The sequence below is a fragment of the Bacillus cereus group sp. BcHK124 genome (assembly GCF_027712065.1).
GTDB classification, from domain to species: domain Bacteria; phylum Bacillota; class Bacilli; order Bacillales; family Bacillaceae_G; genus Bacillus_A; species Bacillus_A pacificus.
Genome location: NZ_JAQFPJ010000021.1, coordinates 38532 through 60453, shown reverse-complemented (window position 1 = coordinate 60453; position 21922 = coordinate 38532). Strand labels below are relative to the sequence as shown.

Below are 21922 nucleotides of genomic sequence, written 5' to 3'. Positions count from 1 at the left end.
TATATAATAGGAAGAAACTCGATTTGATGTGTCGATTTTAGGAGTTAAAATTCCTTTTCAGTTCTCATTTTCTATTTGTGAATTTTTCACATACATTTCACGAATTTCGAAATCGATATTTAGGAAATATCCCTAAAAACAACAAATGCGATTGCCTCTACTGAGACAATCGCATTCGAATTATTTAAAGCTTAACCCATCCCACTTCCAGGGTCAGCCATTCTAGCTAATAATTGTTCTGAATCTTTTTTTACTAATTTGTTTGGTTGCTCTTTACTACCAGCAGCGGTGTAAACAATTCCTGCCGCTAAAACGATACTTGTTAATAAAAATAATATTTTCTTCATATAGCACCACCTTCGTACATTATACCATTCCCATTAAATTCTACCACTATTTTTTTAGGGAATCTACAATAGAACCTATTACCAGCACACTCTAGTAGCACAATTGACTTTTCAATTAATGAAATATCATTCTTTGCTATTCCTAAATAACAATATTGCATTGGTGTTAGCGTACCATTTTTCTTTTCTAATTCACTTAAAATATCAACTGCATTTTTGTGGTTTCCCTTAATAATCTCTAAAAAAGATTTTTCTGCAGAATGATATATATCAATATTCTCCAATTCTTGCTTATTAACTAACTTAATAAAAGCATATGTGTTAAGAATCGATTGCTTTCTTTGTTTTTCCCTTTCAAAGTTACATGGTCCTAACTGTTTTAGTGCCTTCTTCATATACCAAGATGCACTATCATAACAATCAAAGGTATATGACTCTGCTATATAAGCAAGAGCTGATGCTCTTAAAAGGCGGAAACAATCTTTAGGATCATCTATCGCTAAAATCTCCTGACACAATTTCCTAGACATTTCAAGGTTATCTTGCACTAAATAGGCATACGCTAATCCTTCTTTAATCCTACCTAAATAAGATGACTGAATAAAACTATCGGTAATTGCTTTTATATCCGGAAGTAACATCTCAGCATACTCGAACAGAGAATTGTATTTTTCTAAATCATACATAGTGTAGTAAGTTAATATACCACATAAGACCTTCATCTCAATTGTCTTGATTATCTTACTCCTCTTATGATCTTCAAGCCTAGATAACAATTCCTGTTTTTTAATCGTCCCGTTACTTCTAAGTAAAACCATTTCATATACATAAGCCCATTCTCTATTCATTGCGAGTGAGGACTTTCTCTCTCTATCTACTAATAGGGGTACTGCCGACAAAACGCGGATATTATACGCTAAGACATTTTTTGGATATGAAAACCCTAAGTGGACGTAGGGAATGTATTGAGTTCAAAATCTCAGGTATAAATGAATATTCTCCTAGAAAGTTTATATGTTCCCATCCTAATGGTGATATGTGTGGGAGCAATTCCTCTTGATACTTTCCTGTATTTTTAAAATGTTCAATTGCTTGTGATAGATACACGGTATTCCAAATACTAATAGCATTAATAATTAAGTTTAAGGCGCTGGCACGCTGTAATTGATCTTGTAATGCTCTTTCTCTAAGTTCCCCATGTTTCCCAAAGAAAATAGCTCGTGCCAATGCATTCATAGCTTCTCCTTTATTTAATCCACGTTGAATTCGCCGACGCAATGTTTCGCTAGAAATATAATCTAATATAAACAAGGTTTTATCTATGCGACCCATCTCTCTTAAAGTTGTCGCAAGGCTATTTTGACGAGAATAAGAACCTAATTTCCCCATAATGAGAGAAGCAGAGACCGTTCCTTTACGAATGGAATGTGCCAACCTTAATACATCATCATAATTTTCCTGAATGATCTTGGTGTTAATTCTTCCACGAAGCAACTTCTCCATTTCTGGATATTGGTCTGGTTTTTCAAATGAATAAAGTTTTGAATCTGCAAGGTCTCGTAGTCTTGGGGCAAATCGAAATCCTAACAAATTAGTTAATCCGAATACTTGATCCGTATAACCAGCCGTATCTGTATAATGTTCTTCAATATGCAAGTCGGTTTCATGATGCAATAAACCATCTATAACATGAACAGCGTCTCTTGCGTTTGTATTAATCACTTTCGTATAGAAGCTAGAAAATTGGTCACTAACAAACCGATAAATGGTTGTTCCTTTCCCTGTGCCGTAATGTGGATTTGCATCAGCGTGTAAGGATGAAACTCCTACTTGAACACGCATTCCATCTGAAGAAGAAGTTGTACCATCGCCCCAGTACGACGACAAGTTTAACTGGTGTTGAAAATTCACCATAACGGCTTGTGCTTTATTCATAGCATCTTCATATAAACGCCATTGTGAGGCTGTGGACATTTGCCGGTAAGAAACCCCTTGTGTCGCTTCTGCCATCTTAGTAAGACCGATGTTTGTTCCCATAGCCATAATCGCTGCCATGATCGCAGGCTTTTCTTCTTCTTTCGGTGGATTCAGCGTAGAAGCATGGAGGAACTGCTTTTCGAATCCCGTCCAACTTGCTACTTCCATAAGCAAATCTGTCAACTTCACATGAGGTATCAGTTGATATAGAGATAAACTATATTCTCGTGCTGTTTCTGGAACGTTTTTCTCCAAACGATGGAGATGCAGCCGTCCGTCTTCAAAATTAACCCCATCTAATTCTGTGATATTCGCTTTAATCCATTCAAGCCGATTATGTAATGCATCTATTTTCAATTTTAAGTATTCATCAACAGAAGGTGGTGCGGTAAGTCCATTAAGGTGCTTGTTTTGCTCCCATGCTTCTTTTGTCACTAAATAATTATCAAAATCTTGATGCTGACGACTTCCTTTAATAGAAACGTTACCTGAGCGTACAAGATTTCTTAACTCGGTAAGAACAGACATCTCATAATATTGGCGATTTATATTACCATCATCATCATAAACGTGCTTTTGCCAGCGATTCGAGATAAAGTCCAAAGGAGCTCCTTCTGGAATTTTTCGTTTATTATTTTTGTTCATCTCTTTAATGGTCTCAATAGCTTGAAGCAATGGCTCTCCTGATTTTGTAGAAGTGAATTCTAGGGCTTCTAACAATGTTGGAGTATATTTACGTAAGTAGTTAAAGCGAAATTTTAGTAAGTCTAAGTAATCGTAATCCATTGGGCGTGATAATTGCTTCGCCTCTTCTATTGAGTTTACGAAGTCCTCCCAAGGCATAATAGCTTCTAAGGCTTCAAATGGGTCCTTCCCTTGTTCTTTTGCTTGAATCAATGCTGTTCCCAAATCTGCAAAGTGAATAACCTTTTCATTAACTGATTTACCATTTAACCTCTGAATCTCTTCTTGAGCTTTACGTCCTTTTGATAACAATAGGCTAATTTGCCGATCATGTATCTCAAAGGCATGATCAGTAAGGTTTTGGCTAAGTTGTAGGAGGTGTAAAACTAAAAGCGCAAATTTCTTATTCTCTTTAAATCTACGGAATGAACGGGGTTCATATTTGGAACCCAATCGTGCTAGCTGTAAGACCCTATTTGGATGAATTTCTTTAATATCCACATTAAGTTGCAAAGTTCGTATGACTTGAAGACGTTTTATAACCTTTAAGAAGGCATCTGGAGAAGATTGACCGGGAACTTCTCGCAACCAAGCAAGGGGTGTCTTTGAATTGGTGGAACTTACATCAAGTAAGTGATCTAACTTTTGTTTTTGAGATTCACTTAATGTAGAGATGATAGATTTAAAAATTCGTTCTTCTGCCCGTTGACGAGCTTCCCATACAATCCTTTCTATTGTTGTCAGTGCTGGCAAAATTACTTTTTGTCTTCGCAATTCTTCAATTGTTGAGCGAATCAAGTAGTCTGTATTTCCGTTCTCAAGAGCGAGTTTAAGAGTAAATTGTGCAATTATTCGATATGCCCCAAAGGATAAGTTTTGGTAGCCATAATGTTGCCGAAGTTCCTCTAGATGTTCATTTCGAGTTGCTACCCGTTTTGCATACTGGGTATATTCTTGAGGGGAGACATCAATTTGTTTTGCAATATAATCGAGTATTGGGCTGGGAATGTCTTTAATCTGAAATAAAGTCCAACCCGGATACCGAAGGACAGCGAGCTGTAAAGCAACCCCTAAGCGATTATGGTCTCTTCGGTGCTTATTAATAAATCCAAGATCTTCTGAGGTAAAAGTATAGTGCATTTCTATGTCATGCTCATTCATATCATCGGGAATAGACACAAACATATTTCGCTGATCGGAGGTTAACAGTTCTTTCCCTCTCATGTTATACCTCCTTGCCAGATTTTTCTTTCGTTCCTAAGTAACGATATAACGTTGTTGCTCCTATTCCTGTGGCTTCTTTAATTTGAGATAAGGAGTAGTCTTTACTTTCATACATCTTCATGGCAAGCATGATTTTTTTAGGTTCAACCTTCGGTCTACCTCCATTTCTTCCCCTAGCTCTAGCAGCTACCAGTCCATCTTTAGTTCGTTCACTAATGATGTCCCGTTCTAATTCGGCTATGCTGGCTAACATTCTGAAAAAGAATCGCCCCATAGCTGTTGTTGTGTCAATTTTATCTTGAATAGACACGAAATGAATTCCCTTAGCTTCAAACTGCTCCATGAGTTCAATTAAATGTTTGGTACTTCGACTGATACGATCTAATTTGTAGACAACTACTGTGTCGCCCTTACGCAGAACTTTAAGTAGCTCGTCCAATTGAGGACGGTTTTTCCTCTTACCTGATTCTTTTTCTTCAAAAATCTGTTCCACTTCATAATGGTTCAAAGCATCCAGTTGTAATGACAATGACTGATCTTGCGTACTTACCCGTGCATATCCAAATTTCAACACAAATCCCCCCTTACTTAATACATTTACTATACCAAAAAGGGTATTTAAATAGATATATTAGTAATTTGATTTTGGTTATATTTTTGGTTATGTGTTTTAAGTAGTTTTTGAATATTTTTAGATAATCTCTTTTCTACAACCAAAAACGGTCGTTTATGGGACTTGTTATATTGAATTAAACAATATTTATAAAGGCACCAAATAAAGCCTCTCGCTTAAGTAACTTAAATTAACTTAAAAATCTAGGTATTTTTACATAATAACGCTTAAAGTAACTTGAAAATAAACTTATATTAACTTAAAATGAGCGTAAGGAGGTTACTTATGAATCAAGAAGAACGATTGATACGAGTCCTTAATTATTTAGAAACACATAAAACCATGAATATAAAGCAAATGTGTGAAATGTTTCATATCTCACGAGATACTGCAAGAAGAGATATAGTAAAACTTTCAAAAAATAAAGCAATAGTTAGAACCTATGGCGGGGTGGCTTTAGCTACTTTTCATAAGAAAATTGATACTTACCAAGAGCGTTCACAAACTGAATTAGAAACGAAAAAATCGATTGGAATGAAAGCTGCAAATATGATCACAAACAATGACATGATTTATTTAGACGTTTCAACAACAGTCAACTTTGTAGCACAACATTTACAATCACAGAACGTAACTGTTGTGACGAATTCGATTGATAGTGCTTATATGTTAGCTCAATCTGAAGATACGACTATTCATCTTTTGGGAGGAACTTTAAATAAGGTTTCTCGGCATACTACAGGGATTTCTACCACTGAAAAACTCAAAGATTATCACTTTAATAAGGTGTTTATTGGAACAGCAGGTATTACAGAAGACGGGATATACTATGGTTTTGAAGAAGATATTTATTTCAAGCGTGAATTAATAAAACATGCTGATCAAGTTATTTTGGTGGCAGATCACACTAAATGCAATCAACGACAAAATTATAAGGCTTTAACGTTTGAATCTATTGATACATTCATTACAAATAAAGCTATGCCTAGTAATTTATATAACACTCTGAAAGAAAATGGTGTTGAAGTAGTAATTACAAGTGAGGATTAAAAAATTAGGAGGTTTTATTATGATTTCATCTCTTGTTTTTGACGTAGACGGCACAATTTTAGACACAGAAAAGGCAATACTAAAATCCTTACAAAAAGTTTTAAAAGAAGAGCTAAAGAAAGATTATGAGTTACAGGATTTAAGATTTGCATTAGGAATTCCAGGGAAAGAAACATTGAAAAAATTAAATGTACAAAATATAGATGTTGTTCATCCGAAATGGTCCGAATCTGTACTAGATTTTTCCCATGAAGTTTCTGTGTTTGAAGAATTAGAAGACGTTATTAAAGAGTTATCTCTTAGTAAATTAAAGCTTGGTATTGTTACATCAAAAACTAAGCAAGAATTAATAGATGAGTTCGAGCCATTTGGTTTAAGTGGTCATTTTGAACATACAGTTTGTGCGTGTGATACAGATAAACATAAACCACACCCTGAACCATTATTTGCTTGTTTACAACAATTAGATGTTCCTAATCATGAGGCAATATACATTGGAGACTCTATATACGATATGCAATGTGCAAAAAGTGCGGGTGTAAAATTCGCATTAGCTTTGTGGGGTTCAAAAACACAGGAAGGGTTTGAAAAAGCTGATTATGTATTAAATACACCAAAAGATATTTTAGACTTAATTTAACCAAGCTTGAATCTAATAAAGACATCAAATCACTCATTAAAAAGTCGATTCCTTAACGTATAGGAAATCGACTTTTTCTTTATGAGAATTTGCTTAGCGTACGAAATTCGCGTTTTGTTGGTGCTACCCCATCGCCATCAACTTAAGGGTACTAAGAGGTTATATGTGAGGATTATTCCTTTAAATTACTACGACTGTATTAAAGATAGGCATAACAAATAAACCTATTAACTAGGCATTTTAAAAAATATTATGCAGCCTTGAAACTTTTTGACAACATATAATCATACACAACACCTAAGATATCAAAGACGGTTTTCTTTTCGTACCGGTGCGATTTTCTTCCGTTTTTTTCTAAAAGGTAAAACAAACGCAGTAAAACTTTTAATAATTCATGGCTGCCTTTCTGTAGTCCCTCATAAAACATTAGATAATAATTCTTTATCATATAGATGGATTTATATTCACTTAACTCTTTCTTTTTCTTATCCAAGAGTAACTGACGCATTTTGAACATCGTCGATGAACAGAGTAAAATACTAATGAGTTGCCCATATAAATGGCATTCTAAGCGTTCTTTTTTGATTTCTTTGCACTTGTCAATTTGAAAGAAAGATTTCCATGTTTTGAACAAAATTTCAATTTGCCAGCGTAATGAATACAAGTCATGGATATGTTCCGTTGGAACATTTTCTGCAGGAAGATTCGTAATATACACATTGATCCCACTCAACCGCTTACTTCGTTCTTTGTAGGTAATACCTTTCTTCTTTTCTTTTTTGGCTTGTTCCTTCAACCTTTTCTCTGTTTGTTCCTTTGTTAATCGATGAATAATAACACGAGCTGGTAATTTTTGATACTGTCCAATGTATGCCTCTGAAATCTCCATTGTTTGACCAGGGGACAATTGATTCATGAGTTCTTCCATATCTAACTGAATATAGAGTGATCCTTTCTTCACGGTTCCATTTCGAAAATACCCTGGCTTATCATTCTTACGATAGATTCGAGAATTTAATTTCAAACGTGAGATATAGTAAGCTCCTTTATCATGGATTTTCTGTAAGTCATGTAAGTCGAAATAGCCTAAATCTCTTATGTACAAGTCTTTTGGTCGAATGGTTTGTAGACTTGTTGAACCAAAGGTTTTATCATTTTCTCTTCCTTTCCCTACATAAACGTGCAGGAACTTTCCACTCAATAGGTCATACTCCAATTGAATTTTAACTCCTGCGGTATGGCTACTTCCACCTGAACCTTGATAATGTGAAGAAAACTTATCTGGAAGCTGAAATGTTGTAGAATCTAGAATCCGAATGCTCTTAAAGATCGTAGTATATTGATGAATTATTTCTTTTGTTAAATGAATTCTTTGAGTTAGAAGGTTAGCTAGAACTTGTTCAAGAAATTGTACTGCGGAAGCATTAAATCGTTGGTTAAGTCCTTCAGGACTAATAAGAACACCTGTAGATACTTCAAGACAGCTACATAATTGTGTGAGTGATGTACTTGCGACCTGTTGACTAAGCCATACACATAAAGCAACTAACTCCTTTGCTTGATATTTACTCTTTCGCTGAACGAATCCTTTTTCTTTAGCTAAGTGTTCTAGAACATGAGGAGACATATGTCGTTGTAATTCTTCAGCAAGCGGTTGAAGTTCGTCAAGAATCGAAAGATCCATAAAAAACGCCATCCTTTCCTATAATTCTACAGAAAGGATAACGTCTTTTTTGTTTTATGGATAGTGCAAAACCTTAGCTTGATAGCGATGTGGTGCTACCCCAATAAATAGTTTAATCTTACTTATATAGTATAATAGCTCTAACTATATCATAAAAATATTCTTTCCATGTAGAGTATTTCTCCATTTCTAAACCTCTTCCTGGGGCGGTTTTAAAGCTAACATTGCGCCAAAATACTGTGAAGCAGTAGTAAACGTAATAAACGCACAAAGCTCGCTAATTTCTACGTCAGAAAGATACTCTTTTAAAACATTAAACGTAACGTCTGATATATCCCCTTGTTGCTTTAAAAACACCTCTGCAAAGCCAACTGCAATAGATATTTTATTATTGAATAAATGGGGTTCAGGTTTTCCTTTTGCTTTACAATACTCACAACCATTACTTTGTGCTAAAGTTCTCCTTACTTGTTCTTTTAACTGAGAGGATAAATTCCCATCTTTCTCCAAAACTTCCCCCAATTGAGTCCATCCGTTCAATACATCTTTGTTATGTCCTAAAAGTTTTTGAAAAGGGGTCTCTCCGAATTTAGATTCATTAATTCTTGTCATAGTTAATACCTCCTGGTAATATTTATAATATCAAATAAATTTATTCCATCACATTAAATTTAAAACTAGTTTCCCATTAATTTTTTAACAAATTAATGAAAATAGGAGGATTTTCCTTAAAAATGAAAATAGATGATATTGATAAAAAAATATTAGAAGAATTAAGCAAAAATAGTCGATTATCAATGAGTGAACTTGGAAGAAGAATCAATTTGTCTTCTCCATCTATAACAGAACGGGTAAGACAAATGGAGTCATTCGGAATAATAAAGAAGTACACCTTAGAAGTCGATTATGAAAAATTAGGACTTCCTATCCAATGTATAATAGAAGCAACAGTTAAAAACGGAGACTATAATTCCTTTAAGAAATATATTGAGGGTCTGCCAAATGTAGAGTTTTGTTATCGAATTGCTGGAAACGCTTGTTATATGCTTAAAATGCAATTCGACACTTTTGCTAAAGCAGAAGAATTCATTGAAGCTGTAAATCCATATGCCCATACTGTAACACATTTCATTTTTTCTCAGGTCCAGACGAAATTAAGAATCAATTCAGACTGACTTTTATAATGCTTGTTCAACTAACCTGTCCAACTAATGTCTAGTTAACTTAAGCTATCATTATCAGTAGTCAACGATGCATAAAATTTTCGTTTTGGGGGTAATTAAAAAATATTAGCTTGATGGGCATGGGGTACAGCCAGCATTTCGGAAAAAAACCACGCTAAGCAAATTCATATAAGAAAAGAGCCACATTTTACCCCGTTAAGAGTAAAATCGGCTCTTTAATATATGGGGTAGAAGAGCAACTGTGCCGTGAAGTGCAAAGTAGTTTTCAATAAATGTATCAAAAAAACGCAAAGCTTTTTACTTTTGCGTTTCTTCTGTAGGTTTAGAATAAAGTTTGATTAAAAATCGCTCTAAACTGTTAATTTTTCTGCATATAAAAAGCTAACAATCAGCCATTCCTACGTAAGCGTTGGATATTTCACATGTTTGTCCTGGTTGAAGAGAGTTCATTAATATCTCCATATGTATTTGTAAATTGCCGTTATCAGAAGTTAGGGGATCTATCTAAAACACGAAAGCCTTCAGAATCCTGAAGGCTTTCGTGTTTTATTAATGAAATCTAAACCATGCAAACCATTGACCTTTTTTGTTTTTAGTTGCAAAAATTTGTCTATGTGCTGCATCATATGCTGGTAAATATTGTGGAAATAGAACTTCCACAAACCAAGATTTATTAGCTATTTCTTTCCCGCAATAATGTTTTGCCATTCCGTAATAAATTTTTGGATGTGGTGATTTTGGGAGATGGGCTATGGTTTCTACTTTCCAACCTTTATAATTTTGACCTTTATATACCGTGGGAATAATTGTATCCATTGCTTGTAACAGGGGTACGGCAACGATTCCTTCTTTTTGGAGCCACTCATAAAAATAACACAAGAGGCAAAACTATATTTATTGTCTTATTGTCTTATCTTTTTGTTAATTCACTAATCCAACTGAAATACAGATATGGCTGAGATAAGTTCAAAAAAATAGAAAGACCCCATTCATTCAAAAAATCTTATCATGAATGAATGGGGTCTTTCTATTAAAATACTGTACATTCATTGGCTTTCAAATTAACTCTGTTGTATTAAACCCACAATTTAAACCTTTTTCACAAATTCAGATTTTAATTTCATCGCTCCAAAACCATCAATTTTACAATCAATATCATGGTCTCCATCTACTAAACGGATACTTTTTACTTTTGTACCTATTTTTACGACTGATGAAGTTCCTTTTACTTTAAGGTCTTTAATTACAGTTACAGAATCACCATCGTTTAAGATGTTTCCGTTTGCATCTTTAATTACCTTTGTATCTTCACTATTTTCAGTTTCTGATTCTAAAGTCCACTCATGGGCACATTCTGGGCAAACAAAAAGATTTCCATCTTCGTAAGTGTACTCTGAATTACATTTTGGGCAATTAGGTAAATTAGACATATTTTTATTTCCTCCACTTGTTATCATTCATTCTATATATAGCTTTTTAAAACTTTCCTTTTATAATTTCATAAGAATAGCAATTCTGAAGTTGAAATTTAAGAAGCTACCCTTATCTATGTTTCAAGAACCTATTTTTATCGCATATCTTTCAGTTTCTTAATGATCATGTTCGGTGTTGCCCATTCATCACGGTCAAAGTCAGAAATAGACACTTCAATATTTAAACGCTCTTGAAATTCTACTAATAAAGATACTGTAGCAAAAGAATCTAGAATCCCTTCTTCAAATAATTGCACGTCTGGGTTATCTTTTACGATATCATTTTCACATACTTCTTCTAAAACAGTTAATACTTGATCTTTAAATTCAGACATTATTTATGCTCCTCTATATCCATGATTTATCATTAATTTTTTCATAGTTTTCTATTTTTTAACACATCATTTAAAAGAATCTGTCCCATCATCATTACAAAGCTACCCCTAGTTTTTGTGTAATAGTTATTCAGGTTTAACAAATAATCGTTCCCTGGAACATATGTGATTACAAACCCTTTGTTCTTTTCTTTAGGGAATGGAATGTAAATATTTTTAACATCTGGCTGTATAGCTGGAATGTCTTTCGAAAACAAACCATTTAATTTCGTTAAAAACGTCTTTCCATTAGAGATAGGTTGTATTTTCTCAGCCCTGTTCACACCATCTTTGTTTTTACTTGAATCTATTCCCCATACAATTACACCACCAGAAACACAAGAAAAAAATGACACGCTTTCTTCATAATTCTCTTTATCATCTTTGGAAAGAACACTACTCGTACAATCTGTTTTACATTGAAATGTAAAACAGATATTCTCTTCTTGCTGTTTGATGATCATTTGTTGGATGTATGAAAAACCTTCTTGTTCACACCTTGTAAAAATCTTCTCCGCATTCTCCAAAGTAAACTTTCTCCTTCTCTATTTTTTAATAAAATAATGAAAAGAGTAGATCAAATCAAACAAACTTTGTATGTGAAGTGAATTTTTTATAAATCTAATGCATTTACTTTATTCTTTATTGTATTTGCTTCCTGAGAAAGCTCGATACATTCATGAAAAGCGAAATGCTTACACCCTATACATTTTTTTGTATTCAAATGTCCTAAAGCATAGTTAATAGCTTCCCCGGTATGATCAAAAAAGTTTTCTTCCCCAATCTCAGCGTACAATCCATTCTTATCTAGAGTTGTCTTTAACTCGGATTGAATTCCTGAAATGAGAAGTATGCCACCTTGCTTTTTAAAATGCTGAACAATATTCCTAAAGTAAGACTCTCCTGTTGTATCAATAAAAGGAACTTTTCCCATACGTAAAATTAAAACTCTGGGTTTATAATGAATGGTCGCTAAAATATTTTGTTCAAATGTTTGGGCAGCCCCAAAGAATAACGGACCTTCTATTGTGTAAATACTAATTTGTGGGCAATCATGAGATTTATTTACCACATGTGGTAACAATTTTTCATTCTTTTTTGTATGATCAGGAAGTACTTTCGATATGATAAGCATATTACTCATACGTTTTGTAAACAAAATAATAGCTAAAATAAGACCGATTTCCACAGCTGTTGTCAAACTAGTAAATACAGTAAGCAAAAATGTTACCAATAATACAAGGGAATCTCCTGTCTTCATTTTAAGTATATGAACAAAATGTTTTCGTTCACTCATATTCCACGCTACCACCATTAAAATGGGAGCCATACTAGCAAGTGGAATATGTGATGCATATGGAGCTAATAGTAGAAGTGTGAATAACACAAATCCCCCGTGAATAACTCCTGACATCGAAGATGTAGCTCCACTCTTAATATTGGTTGCTGTTCGAGCGATCGCTCCAGTTGCCGGAATCCCTCCAAATAATGGGGTAACAATATTGGCAATGCCCTGACCAATCAGCTCTTTGTTACTGTTGTGCTTACTATTTGTCATACCATCTGCCACGACAGCGGATAAAAGAGATTCAATACCACCCAACATTGCAATAACAAATGCAGGGCCAATCAATTGTTTGATACGCTCTAATGTGATCTCTGGTATATCAAACTGAGGAAGTGTATTTGGAATCGTGCCATATGCTGTGCCAATAGTAGGAACATAAGCTGAGAAAAATACAGTTGCAATGACAGTTGAAATTACAACCCCTACTAATGAACCAGGTACTTTGGGTAAAATTTTTGGTGTGATGAGTATAACGAAAAAGCAAATCAAAGCAGTTATAACACTATAAAAATTGGTGGTACTAATATGAGTAAAGATTTCCTGCAGGTTTGCTATAAATTCCTCATGCTTTTTTATACCTGTTAGCCCTAAAAAACTAGCAATTTGTCCCGTAAAGATAATGACAGCAATACCTGACGTAAAACCAATTGTTACAGGACGTGGAATAAACTTAATTAAAGATCCTAGTTTAAAAACTCCCATAAGACATAAAATAATTCCAGCTAATAAACCAGCAAGTAGTAAATCTTCATATCCATAGGTAATGACAATTCCTAAAAGAATTGGAACAAAGGCACCTGTAGGTCCTCCAATTTGATACTTTGAACCACCAAATAGCGAAATGAGTATTCCGGCAATACATGTTGTATAAATTCCATACTCTGGCTTAACACCAGAGGCTATTGCAAAAGACATAGCAAGCGGTATCGCAACAACTCCGACAATCATTCCTGACAGAAGATCCTTTTGAAAATGTCCCAATGAATATCCTTCAAACCTTCCCGTAAATAACCCTCTCATTACAAACCCTTCTTTTCTATTTATAATAAATCTGGATTACAAATGTATTTCTCGTTCCTTTATAGAGGAGATTTTCATTTTCACAAGAGAAAACATTATCCTAATATTTACTATACGTTTTTCTTAAATGACGATCTAATTTACCTACATCTCCACCTTGTTGTACGTAGGATTTCAACCTTTCCGCTAGAAGTTCTCCGGCTCGACTATCTAGCTTCTTCGTATCAATAAATGATGTAATCCTTACCTTATCTGGAGTCATATCTCTACGAAACATCTGTCCTGGGATTTCACTCCAAAAACGATTCCATTCATCTAATAATCCGATTTGATCGAATAAAAAACCTTGAATCCCACATAGCCAAGCTGTACAAGCTGTATTTCTTTTTTGACATCCAACGCCATCTTGTAAATGCTGGCATGAAAAACAACAAGAATTCCCACTTTTAATACAAACTTTACAAACATGATGAGCTCCTATTGAGTGGAAAATTTCAATCCCATGTTGGATGATATCTTCTTTCTTAACTTCAATGCTCAACCTAATCCTCCTTACCTATCGTTTCAAGTTCTGTTTCATCTAGTTCTTCTAACATTGAAATCGTATCGATTAAATGGTTGTTAAAAATTTTCCGTGCAACTACCAGTAAATCCACAATCATAGGGTCTCGTAGAGAATATAAAACTCGTTTTCCATCTTTCGTACCAACAACAATGTTTTTTGAACGTAGTACACTTAACTGTTGAGAAACAGCTGAACCTTCCTTGTTAAGGATGGTTTGAATTTCATTTACACTTCTTTCACCCTCTGACAATAGTTCTAGAATACCTATTCGCAAAGGATGTGATAAGGCTTTAAAAAAATCAGCTTTAAATTGTTGCATTTCATTTCCCATTAAAACACCTACTTATTTTTAATTAAAGACCCAAAAGTATCATATACATCTTCAAATGTTTGAATATGTATATGATACTTCTAGAACTTACAATTTTCAATAAAAACATTTGAACCCATATGGGTAAATTATTATTAGGTACATATTGTAATACTACGCCTCGTTTTTACACGTATTTCGGTTATACCCTAATATCAGTTACATTAGTATTGAATATTTTTATGAGAAATTAAAGCACACAATTCATAAAAAATGATATTTAATGAGATATTATGACATGTATCGAAATACATAAAGAAGGTGAATGACGTGAAAAGACTTCTAATTTTGTATGTCCTGTTTTCAATTTTAGCGGGCTGTTCTACAAAACAATCTCCAGTTGAAAAGCATGAGTCTAACGTTGGACATGAAGATATTGAATTAACAAAAAATCCTACATCCCAAAACGAACCACTTCAATCCCCAGCTCCTTCAGTACAAGAAAAGGTCATTTTAGACGTGCCATTAATATCTCAAAAACCTGAATTGAAATACGGATGCGAAGTTACGAGCTTAGCGATGGTATTACAGTACGCTGGTATTAAAGTGAATAAAATGCAGTTAGCTAACAGTATCAAAAAGGATCGTTTTTGTTACAGGGATTAGTATCAAGACATGACATCACGTAAACTAGCAATCTTGACGTAACAAAAATATGTAACAAAATTATTTTGTAACAATATCTATTTCATAACGTTTTTGATACAATAAAACTGAAAAAGGAGGAATTATATGAAATTTGGATATATGCGAGTATCTACAATTGATCAAAATTTAGATCGACAAGAACAGCAACTAAAAGATGCTGGTTGTGAACGAATCTTTTTTGAAAAAGTAACCGGAGTCAAACGAGACCGACCTGAGTTAAATCGTATGTTAGAATTTCTACGCAACGACGATACGGTTGTAGTAACAGACTTAACTCGCCTTTCACGTTCTACAAAGGATTTAATTGAGATTACCGAACTAATTTCTCAAAAAGGAGCGAACTTGAAAAGCTTAAAAGAGTCCTGGCTCGATACAACAACAGCACACGGGAAAATGCTCTTTACTGTTTTTGCAGGTATTGCTCAATTCGAAAGAGATTTAACCTCAGAACGAACAAAAGAAGGAATTCTGGCAGCAAAAAAACGTGGGAAATACCCTGGAAGACCAAAAACCGATGAAGAAAAAGTAAATTATGCCTTATATCTTATAGAACAAGGAATGAATCGTACGGATGCTGCCGAGAAAGCCGGTATTTCTAGAATGACCTTATATCGCAAGATGCAAAGAGATAATGAAGTTAACTAAAAATTAACGGAGCAAAGAATTACTTGCGTATTCTTCACGGTCTAGTTTTCCCACTGTTTCATTTTTACTTTTATAGGAAACTTCATAACTGACTAGAGCAGGAATCATCTTACTAAGCCTGTAAGATTTCATTTAGTTAACAAAAAGGAGACACGTTATGGTTAGTATGCAAGAAACAGCTTATCCCAGATTAAAAAGTTGTCCATCTTCTACAGAATTAGAAAAACTTTTCTCACCCACATCAAGTGAAATTTCGTGGGCAAAACAGAAAGCACGTAACTCTTTTTCGCAGTTAGGTTTATTAACAATGTTAAAAACATTCCAATGTCTAAATTATTTTCTTCCAATCAGAGATACTCCACCAATTATAATTGAACATATTGGGAGAAAAGCAAAGCTTGATCTACCAGAGCGAGAAGAATGGAGTTCTTATCATCGTTCTGGTACAGGAATTCGTCAGATTGCTATGATTCGTGAATATCGTCAAGCTAAAATATTTAATGACCAAGCTCGTCAAATTATGTTGAATATCATGAAGCTATCTGTATTAGAAAAAGACGAAAAAAGCGATATTATTAATATTGCGATTGATGAACTAGTCAAGCACAGCTATGAGCTTCCTGCTTTTAGTACACTTACAAAAGCTGTAGATCACGTACATGCTGAAGCGTATCGTGTTTTATATCAACGCATTTCAGATGCTTTAACGATTGACGAAAAACAAAAGATAGATCAATTGTTTCAGAGTAAGGAAGGTTCTACTTATTCTGATTGGAATGTAGTAAAACAAGATCCTGGACGTCCCACCTTATATCAATTAAGACGCTGGATATATCGAAAAAACTGGCTCAACGAACGGTATGTAGAATCTGATTTTTTTCAACGTCTCCATATTCCGCCTGCAAAAATTGAAAGATTAGCAGCTGAGGCTAAAACATTAGATGCATCTCGAATGAAAGAATTGGAAGCACATAAAAGATACACATTGACTGTCTCATTACTATCTGTTCAATTTGCAAGTACCATTGATGATATTGGAGAAATGTATATAAAACGTATAGCTAGTTCGCACAAAAAGTCTGAAGGTTCCCTTCAGGAGTTGAAAAAAAAGAAAGAAAAACAAACTGATAGTTTAATTACGATTCTACATAATACAGTGCTTGCGTTTCAATCCGAAGGATCGACAGAGGAAAAGTTACAAGAATTAGAAAATTTAATTGGTGGAAACTCTGGTCAACGTGTATTAGATGATTGTGAAAATCATTTAGCTTATGCCGGAAATAATTACTTCTCGTTTGTATGGAAGCATTTAAAAAGCAGTAGAGCAGAGTTAATGAAAATATTAGAAACGTTAGAATTTAAATCAACAAACCAAAATAACGGATTAGAACAATCCATTTTATTTTTAATAAAAAATAAAATGAAGAAATCCGAATGGATTCCCATTATTGACTTAACTAATCAAAGAGATAATGAAGGTAATTTACATGTAACGCCTGCGATTGATCTTTCCTGGATACCTGAAAAATGGTGGCGGTGGATTCGTCCACATCAGAGAAGGAACGCTCCTCCTGAAAAGATTCATCGGCGCCATTTTGAAGCATGTGTTTTTTCTCAGGTTTGGTTGGAATTAAAGTCTGGAGACTTATATATAGAAGGAAGCGATAAATATGCAGATTATCGAAAACAATTAATTTCTTGGGATGAATATCAAGAAAATGTCGCTACTTTTTGCGATCAAGCAGGACTTCCTACAACTGCTCAAGATTTTAAAGTGCAAGTTTACAACAAACTAGAAAAAATGGCTAGGAGTGTAGATGTCTTTTTTCCCAAAAATAAAGCTGTTACACTACGTAATGGTGAGCCAGTTATCACAAAACCTAAAAAGAAAAAAGTATCTCCTTTATTAAAAGCTGTACGAAAACGTATTGATGAAAAAATGGTTCCAATTAATGTATTAGATTTATTAGGAGACACAGAATATTGGTTAAATTGGACACGTTTTTTCGGTCCGATTTCTGGTCATGATGCAAAGTTAGAAAAGCCATCTGAGCGCTATTTAACAACAGCTTTTTGCTATGGATGTAATTTAGGCCCTACTCAAACAGCGCGTTCTCTAGGAAGTATAGATCGCAAACATATATCTTGGATAAACGAAAGACATATTACAGAAGAGAACATTCAAAAAGCCATTGAAGGGGTACAGTCAGGAAAATGCGGATTTACAACGCTAAGCCCATTTCCCCGACTATTCCCCCAGTTTTAACAACGTTAAGAAAGTTTCAAGGGTCTTAAAGAATCTAACGAGACCATTTTCTCCGAATTAAAATGGTATTCTCCAAGTAAATTAATATGTTCCCAACCTAGAGGTGACATATGGTGCAATAATTCTTCATTAAAACTACCTGACCGTTTTTGATATTCAACTGCCTTTGTTAGATGTAAAGTATTCCAGATACTGATGGCATTGATAATGATGTTTAAGGCACTGGCTCTTTGCAATTGATGCTGTATGGTTCGTTCCCTAAGCTCTCCTTGTTTTCCGAAGAAAATAGCTCTTGCCAGTCCATTCATGGCTTCTCCTTTATTCAATCCTTTTTGTATTTTTCTTCTTAATGATTCATCCGAAATATAATTCAAAATAAAGATCGTTTTTTCTATTCGGCCCATCTCACGTAAGGCTGTAGCCAAGCTGTTTTGTCTTGAATAAGAACCTAATTTCCCCATAATAAGGGATGCTGAAACTGTTCCTTCCCTTATAGAATGAGCTAATCGCAAAACATCCTCATAATTCTCTTTAATGACCTTTGTATTTATTTGTCCACGTAAAATGACTTCTAATTTTGGATACTCACTTGCCTTATCTATTGTAAATAATTTCGAGTCTGATAAATCTCGTATTCTTGGAGCAAATTTAAATCCTAATAAATGGGTCAGTCCGAATATTTGGTCTGTGTAACCAGCCGTGTCTGTATAATGCTCTACTATATTTAGATCCGTCTCATGGTGTAACAAACCATCCAAAACATGAATCGCATCCCTTGAATTAGTATGAATAATCTTTGTGTAATAAGAAGAAAATTGATCACTTGTAAAACGATAGATGGTGGCTCCTTTTCCAGTTCCATAATGTGGGTTTGCATCTGCATGTAGCGATGAAACGCCTATCTGCATTCTCATACCATCGGACGAGGATGTTGTACCGTCTCCCCAATAGGAGGACAATTGCAATTTGTGATGAAAATTTACTAATACGGCTTGGGCTTTATTCATTGCATCTTCATACATGCGCCATTGTGATACATTGGCCAATTGCTTATATGTAAGTCCGGGTGTTGCTTCAGCCATTTTGCTTAAACCAATATTCATTCCCATTCCTAAAAGAGCAGCCATAATAATAATTGTTTCTTCTTTATCCGGTTTTCGATTATTGGAAGCATGAATAAATTGCTCATGAAATCCTGTTATATAAGCAATATCCATCAGTAAATCGGTTAATTTTATTCTTGGTAGCATCTGATACAGGCTTGCACTAAATTTTTTTGCTTCTTCTGGAACATCTTTTTCTAAGCGTTCAATTGACAGCTTTCCTTTTTCAAGAGAAACCCCGTCTAACTTGTTGGAATTGGTAGCTAACCACTTTAACCTTTTGTTAAGGCTGCTGGTTCTCTCCGTCATATAATCCTCGAATGATAAACTAACTGATAATCTTGTATTCTCCTTCGTTTGATTCCATGTATCTTCTGAAAACAAATATTCTTCAAAGTCTCTATATTGTCTGCTGCCAACAATGGAAACATCTCCTGCCCTAACATGCTCCCGAAGTTCTGTTAAAACAGCCATTTCATAGTAATGACGATTGATTGTTGTACCATCATCCTCGTATAAATGCTTTTTCCAACGTTTTGAAATAAAATCCACAGGTGAGTTATCAGGCACTTTTCGCTTTCCGGATTCGTTCATTCCACGGATAATCTCAACAGCTTGTAAAAGTGGCTCATTTGCTTTTGTAGAATGAAATTCCAATACCCTTAATAGCGTTGGCGTATATTTTCTAAGTGAATAAAATCGTTTTTGCAGTAAGTCTAAATAATCATAGTCGTCAGGGCGTGCAAGCTCCTGAGCTTCTTCGACCGAAGAGACAAAAGAATTCCATTCGATAACGGATTCTAAAACCTCAAAAACGTCTAATTTTTCCTTTTTTGCTTTGATTAAAGCTTGTCCGATGTTCGTAAAGTGTATAACTTTCTCATTCAGCTTTTTACCGTTTTGTTTCTGAATTTCCTCTTGAGCCTTACGGCCTTTTGATAACAGACTAAGTATTTGTCTATCATGAATTTCAAAAGCTTTATCCGTTAACTCTTGAGTAAGATGTAATAAATAGACGGTTAATATCGAATATCGCTTATTTTCTTGAAAGTCACGGAATGCATATGGCTCATATCTTGAGCCTAAGCGAGATAGTTGAAACAGGCGATTGCGATGCAAATGACTAATTTGTACCGTTTCTAATTCCATTCCTCGTATGTATTCGAGTCGTTCTATTACTTTTAGAAATGTTTCGGGTGAAGGATGACCCGGCGGTTCCTTTAACCAACCCAATATCGTTTTATTGGATTCGGATGGATGCTGCGAAGTAATGATCTCTTCAAGCTTTCCTTTTTGTTCATTTGTAAGAGATTGACTAACAGTATTAAACAGTTTCTTTTCAGCCATTGCCCTTGCCTCCCACACCATTCTTTCAAGTGTAGTAATAGCAGGCAGTATGATTTTGTTTTTTCTTAGAAAATCTATACATTCATGTAGTAGATGTATGGCATCGCCATTTTCAAAAGCTAATTGATGAAGATGCTTAAATGCTATTCGATATTCTCTTAGAGTAAAAGTTACAAAGTCGTATTCACTTCGAAGTTCTTTCAAATGATCCCAAAGTGTATTTTCTCTTTGAGGATAAAGACTAATCGAAGATGGAGTGGCACCGATTTGTTTCGATATATAATGTATGACTGATTCCGGGATGCTTTTGATATGAGTGTATGGCCAACCGGGATACCGAAGAACAGCTAATTGAACAGCAAACCCTAAACGGTTTTCTTCTCTCCTTCGCTTATTAACTATTTCTAAATCCCGTTTGGAAAAAGTGAAGTAGGTCCCCAATATCCATTCATCTTCAGGGATTTGCATAAAATCCTGCCTCTGTTCCAGTGTAAGCAATTCTCTACCTCTCGCAATTTTCATTCAGTATCATCCCATTTCCATAATTATTCAGTTAATTAGTTCAATTATATATCAATAGAGTGTGCCCTATTGAGAAGAAATTCTTTCCTTGATATTATTAGTCTCAGAGACTCTCAATAACACTTATCAAAAATATATTTGAAATGAGGAGAAAATGGTCTATGGATACGCTCGTGTAAGTGCACAAGATCAAAATCTAGATACACAGATTGAACAGCTCATGAAATATGGAGTAGATGAAATTATTAAAGAAAAAGTAAGTGGAGTAACAAAACAAAAGCCAGAGTTAGACACTATACTGTCAAAACTAATTACTGGGGATACTTTGGTTGTAACTAGAATGGATCGTTTAGGTCGAAATACCATTCAGCTATTACAATTAGTAGAACAACTTCGGGAAAAGGATGTTCACTTTGCGATTTTAAATTTAGGAATTGATACAAGAACTCCAACGGGCAAGTTCTTCTTAACTGTCATGGCTGCCTTTAGTGAATTAGATCGTGAAATGATTAAAGAAAAACAACATGCGGGAATAAAGCTAGCAAAACAAAAAGGAGTATATAGAGGAAGAGTGAAGAAATACACAGATAAACATCCTGGCATGAACCATGCAATTGAATTACGAAAACATACCAATAAAACAGTAAAGGAAATATGTCAGATTACAGGAGTGAGTCAGGCCGCTCTATATCGTAGATTAAAAGAACTTGAATAAAGTTCTTTTTTATATTTGTAATTAAATCCCAGAGTGGCCCCTCATCTCCCGAATCGTTTCCGTACCCCAATTGTGAAAAAATCAGGAAAATAATACATAAGCGAATAATTTCATGAGAAATGAA

19 protein-coding genes and 2 pseudogenes are annotated in these 21922 nt (G+C 34.5%); 7 read left to right on the top strand and 14 right to left on the bottom strand.

Features of this window, described 5'->3' with window-relative positions; genetic code table 11:
• Positions 1-191: 191 nt before the first annotated feature.
• The 4 genes and pseudogenes from PDK19_RS22585 to PDK19_RS22570 form a co-directional block, all read right to left on the bottom strand.
• The gene (locus PDK19_RS22585; RefSeq protein ID WP_000721811.1) at positions 192-347 is read right to left on the bottom strand and encodes a hypothetical protein; all 156 of its coding nucleotides are present in this window, start codon (positions 345-347) and stop codon (positions 192-194) included.
• Positions 344-1246: pseudogene (locus PDK19_RS22580) on the bottom strand (AimR family lysis-lysogeny pheromone receptor); the annotation flags it as partial. The gene PDK19_RS22585 and the pseudogene PDK19_RS22580, both read right to left, overlap by 4 nt.
• A gap of 10 nt (positions 1247-1256) precedes the next feature.
• Positions 1257-4232, bottom strand: a complete 2976-nt coding sequence (locus PDK19_RS22575) for a Tn3 family transposase (protein WP_001214174.1) — start codon at positions 4230-4232, stop codon at positions 1257-1259.
• A 1-nt stretch (position 4233) separates the two neighbouring features.
• Entirely contained in the window at positions 4234-4803 is a 570-nt protein-coding gene (locus PDK19_RS22570) for a recombinase family protein (RefSeq protein WP_000668444.1), read from the bottom strand.
• A gap of 327 nt (positions 4804-5130) precedes the next feature.
• On the opposite strand from PDK19_RS22570, the gene PDK19_RS22565 reads away from it, so the two are divergent.
• A complete protein-coding gene (locus tag PDK19_RS22565; protein WP_001070962.1) occupies positions 5131-5895 on the top strand; it encodes a DeoR/GlpR family DNA-binding transcription regulator in 765 nt (254 codons plus the stop codon).
• Positions 5896-5914: 19 nt separating this feature from the next.
• Entirely contained in the window at positions 5915-6535 is a 621-nt protein-coding gene (locus PDK19_RS22560) for an HAD family hydrolase (RefSeq protein WP_000625819.1), read from the top strand.
• Positions 6536-6785: 250 nt separating this feature from the next.
• Here the strand turns inward: PDK19_RS22560 and PDK19_RS22555 are convergent, their stop codons facing one another.
• Together PDK19_RS22555 and PDK19_RS22550 are read right to left on the bottom strand one after the other, a co-directional pair.
• Positions 6786-8219, bottom strand: a complete 1434-nt coding sequence (locus tag PDK19_RS22555; RefSeq protein WP_000365962.1) for an IS4 family transposase — start codon at positions 8217-8219, stop codon at positions 6786-6788.
• A 189-nt stretch (positions 8220-8408) separates the two neighbouring features.
• On the bottom strand, positions 8409-8831 hold the full coding sequence (locus PDK19_RS22550) for a carboxymuconolactone decarboxylase family protein (RefSeq protein WP_228920430.1): 423 nt from the start codon (positions 8829-8831) through the stop codon (positions 8409-8411).
• A 122-nt stretch (positions 8832-8953) separates the two neighbouring features.
• Between PDK19_RS22550 and PDK19_RS22545 the strand changes: the two genes are divergently transcribed.
• Positions 8954-9394, top strand: a complete 441-nt coding sequence (locus PDK19_RS22545; RefSeq protein ID WP_000686752.1) for an Lrp/AsnC family transcriptional regulator — start codon at positions 8954-8956, stop codon at positions 9392-9394.
• Positions 9395-9952: 558 nt separating this feature from the next.
• Here the strand turns inward: PDK19_RS22545 and PDK19_RS22540 are convergent.
• The 7 genes from PDK19_RS22540 to PDK19_RS22510 all read right to left on the bottom strand — a co-directional run bounded on the left by PDK19_RS22540 (position 9953) and on the right by PDK19_RS22510 (position 14513).
• A complete protein-coding gene (locus tag PDK19_RS22540) occupies positions 9953-10219 on the bottom strand; it encodes a hypothetical protein (RefSeq protein ID WP_000379691.1) in 267 nt (88 codons plus the stop codon).
• Between the two features lie 272 nt (positions 10220-10491).
• Positions 10492-10833, bottom strand: coding sequence for a zinc ribbon domain-containing protein YjdM (locus PDK19_RS22535; protein ID WP_000067662.1), 342 nt, complete (start codon positions 10831-10833; stop codon positions 10492-10494).
• A gap of 137 nt (positions 10834-10970) precedes the next feature.
• Entirely contained in the window at positions 10971-11210 is a 240-nt protein-coding gene (dltC, locus tag PDK19_RS22530) for a D-alanine--poly(phosphoribitol) ligase subunit DltC (RefSeq protein ID WP_001288604.1), read from the bottom strand.
• Between the two features lie 41 nt (positions 11211-11251).
• Positions 11252-11776: a hypothetical protein gene (locus tag PDK19_RS22525; protein WP_016099829.1), complete on the bottom strand. Its 525-nt coding sequence runs from the start codon at positions 11774-11776 to the stop codon at positions 11252-11254.
• A gap of 86 nt (positions 11777-11862) precedes the next feature.
• Positions 11863-13617: a SulP family inorganic anion transporter gene (locus PDK19_RS22520; protein ID WP_001214616.1), complete on the bottom strand. Its 1755-nt coding sequence runs from the start codon at positions 13615-13617 to the stop codon at positions 11863-11865.
• 100 nt (positions 13618-13717) lie between these two features.
• Positions 13718-14158 carry a hypothetical protein gene (locus tag PDK19_RS22515; RefSeq protein ID WP_000021457.1) on the bottom strand — a complete coding sequence of 147 codons (441 nt, stop codon included), beginning with the start codon at positions 14156-14158 and terminating at the stop codon, positions 13718-13720.
• Between the two features lies 1 nt (position 14159).
• On the bottom strand, positions 14160-14513 hold the full coding sequence (locus PDK19_RS22510) for an ArsR/SmtB family transcription factor (RefSeq protein WP_000526193.1): 354 nt from the start codon (positions 14511-14513) through the stop codon (positions 14160-14162).
• Positions 14514-14822: 309 nt separating this feature from the next.
• Between PDK19_RS22510 and PDK19_RS22505 the strand changes: the two are divergent.
• The 3 genes and pseudogenes from PDK19_RS22505 to PDK19_RS22495 all read left to right on the top strand — a co-directional run.
• Positions 14823-15137: pseudogene (locus tag PDK19_RS22505) on the top strand (C39 family peptidase); the annotation flags it as partial.
• A gap of 147 nt (positions 15138-15284) precedes the next feature.
• Complete coding sequence (locus PDK19_RS22500; protein ID WP_000668446.1) at positions 15285-15845, top strand: recombinase family protein; 561 nt, start codon at positions 15285-15287, stop codon at positions 15843-15845.
• 157 nt (positions 15846-16002) lie between these two features.
• Entirely contained in the window at positions 16003-18111 is a 2109-nt protein-coding gene (locus PDK19_RS22495) for a DUF4158 domain-containing protein (protein WP_000254351.1), read from the top strand.
• Between the two features lie 5 nt (positions 18112-18116).
• On the opposite strand, the gene PDK19_RS22490 is transcribed toward PDK19_RS22495, so the two are convergent.
• Complete coding sequence (locus tag PDK19_RS22490) at positions 18117-21083, bottom strand: Tn3 family transposase (protein WP_000684982.1); 2967 nt, start codon at positions 21081-21083, stop codon at positions 18117-18119.
• A 154-nt stretch (positions 21084-21237) separates the two neighbouring features.
• On the opposite strand from PDK19_RS22490, the gene PDK19_RS22485 reads away from it, so the two are divergent.
• On the top strand, positions 21238-21798 hold the full coding sequence (locus tag PDK19_RS22485) for a recombinase family protein (protein WP_000262479.1): 561 nt from the start codon (positions 21238-21240) through the stop codon (positions 21796-21798).
• The last annotated feature ends 124 nt before the right edge of the window (positions 21799-21922 follow it).

Bases quoted from the DNA above. Each gene is read 5' to 3' on its own strand.
- PDK19_RS22585 (WP_000721811.1), bottom strand. From the start codon at position 347: ATGAAGAAAATATTATTTTTATTAACAAGTATCGTTTTAGCGGCAGGA.
- PDK19_RS22575 (WP_001214174.1), bottom strand. From the start codon at position 4,232: ATGAGAGGGAAAGAACTGTTAACCTCCGATCAGCGAAATATGTTTGTG.
- PDK19_RS22565 (WP_001070962.1), top strand. From the start codon at position 5,131: ATGAATCAAGAAGAACGATTGATACGAGTCCTTAATTATTTAGAAACA.
- PDK19_RS22560 (WP_000625819.1), top strand. From the start codon at position 5,915: ATGATTTCATCTCTTGTTTTTGACGTAGACGGCACAATTTTAGACACA.
- PDK19_RS22555 (WP_000365962.1), bottom strand. From the start codon at position 8,219: ATGGATCTTTCGATTCTTGACGAACTTCAACCGCTTGCTGAAGAATTA.
- PDK19_RS22550 (WP_228920430.1), bottom strand. From the start codon at position 8,831: ATGACAAGAATTAATGAATCTAAATTCGGAGAGACCCCTTTTCAAAAA.
- PDK19_RS22545 (WP_000686752.1), top strand. From the start codon at position 8,954: ATGAAAATAGATGATATTGATAAAAAAATATTAGAAGAATTAAGCAAA.
- PDK19_RS22540 (WP_000379691.1), bottom strand. From the start codon at position 10,219: ATGGATACAATTATTCCCACGGTATATAAAGGTCAAAATTATAAAGGT.
- PDK19_RS22535 (WP_000067662.1), bottom strand. From the start codon at position 10,833: ATGTCTAATTTACCTAATTGCCCAAAATGTAATTCAGAGTACACTTAC.
- dltC (WP_001288604.1), bottom strand. From the start codon at position 11,210: ATGTCTGAATTTAAAGATCAAGTATTAACTGTTTTAGAAGAAGTATGT.
- PDK19_RS22520 (WP_001214616.1), bottom strand. From the start codon at position 13,617: ATGAGAGGGTTATTTACGGGAAGGTTTGAAGGATATTCATTGGGACAT.
- PDK19_RS22510 (WP_000526193.1), bottom strand. From the start codon at position 14,513: ATGGGAAATGAAATGCAACAATTTAAAGCTGATTTTTTTAAAGCCTTA.
- PDK19_RS22500 (WP_000668446.1), top strand. From the start codon at position 15,285: ATGAAATTTGGATATATGCGAGTATCTACAATTGATCAAAATTTAGAT.
- PDK19_RS22495 (WP_000254351.1), top strand. From the start codon at position 16,003: ATGGTTAGTATGCAAGAAACAGCTTATCCCAGATTAAAAAGTTGTCCA.
- PDK19_RS22490 (WP_000684982.1), bottom strand. From the start codon at position 21,083: ATGAAAATTGCGAGAGGTAGAGAATTGCTTACACTGGAACAGAGGCAG.
- PDK19_RS22485 (WP_000262479.1), top strand. From the start codon at position 21,238: ATGGTCTATGGATACGCTCGTGTAAGTGCACAAGATCAAAATCTAGAT.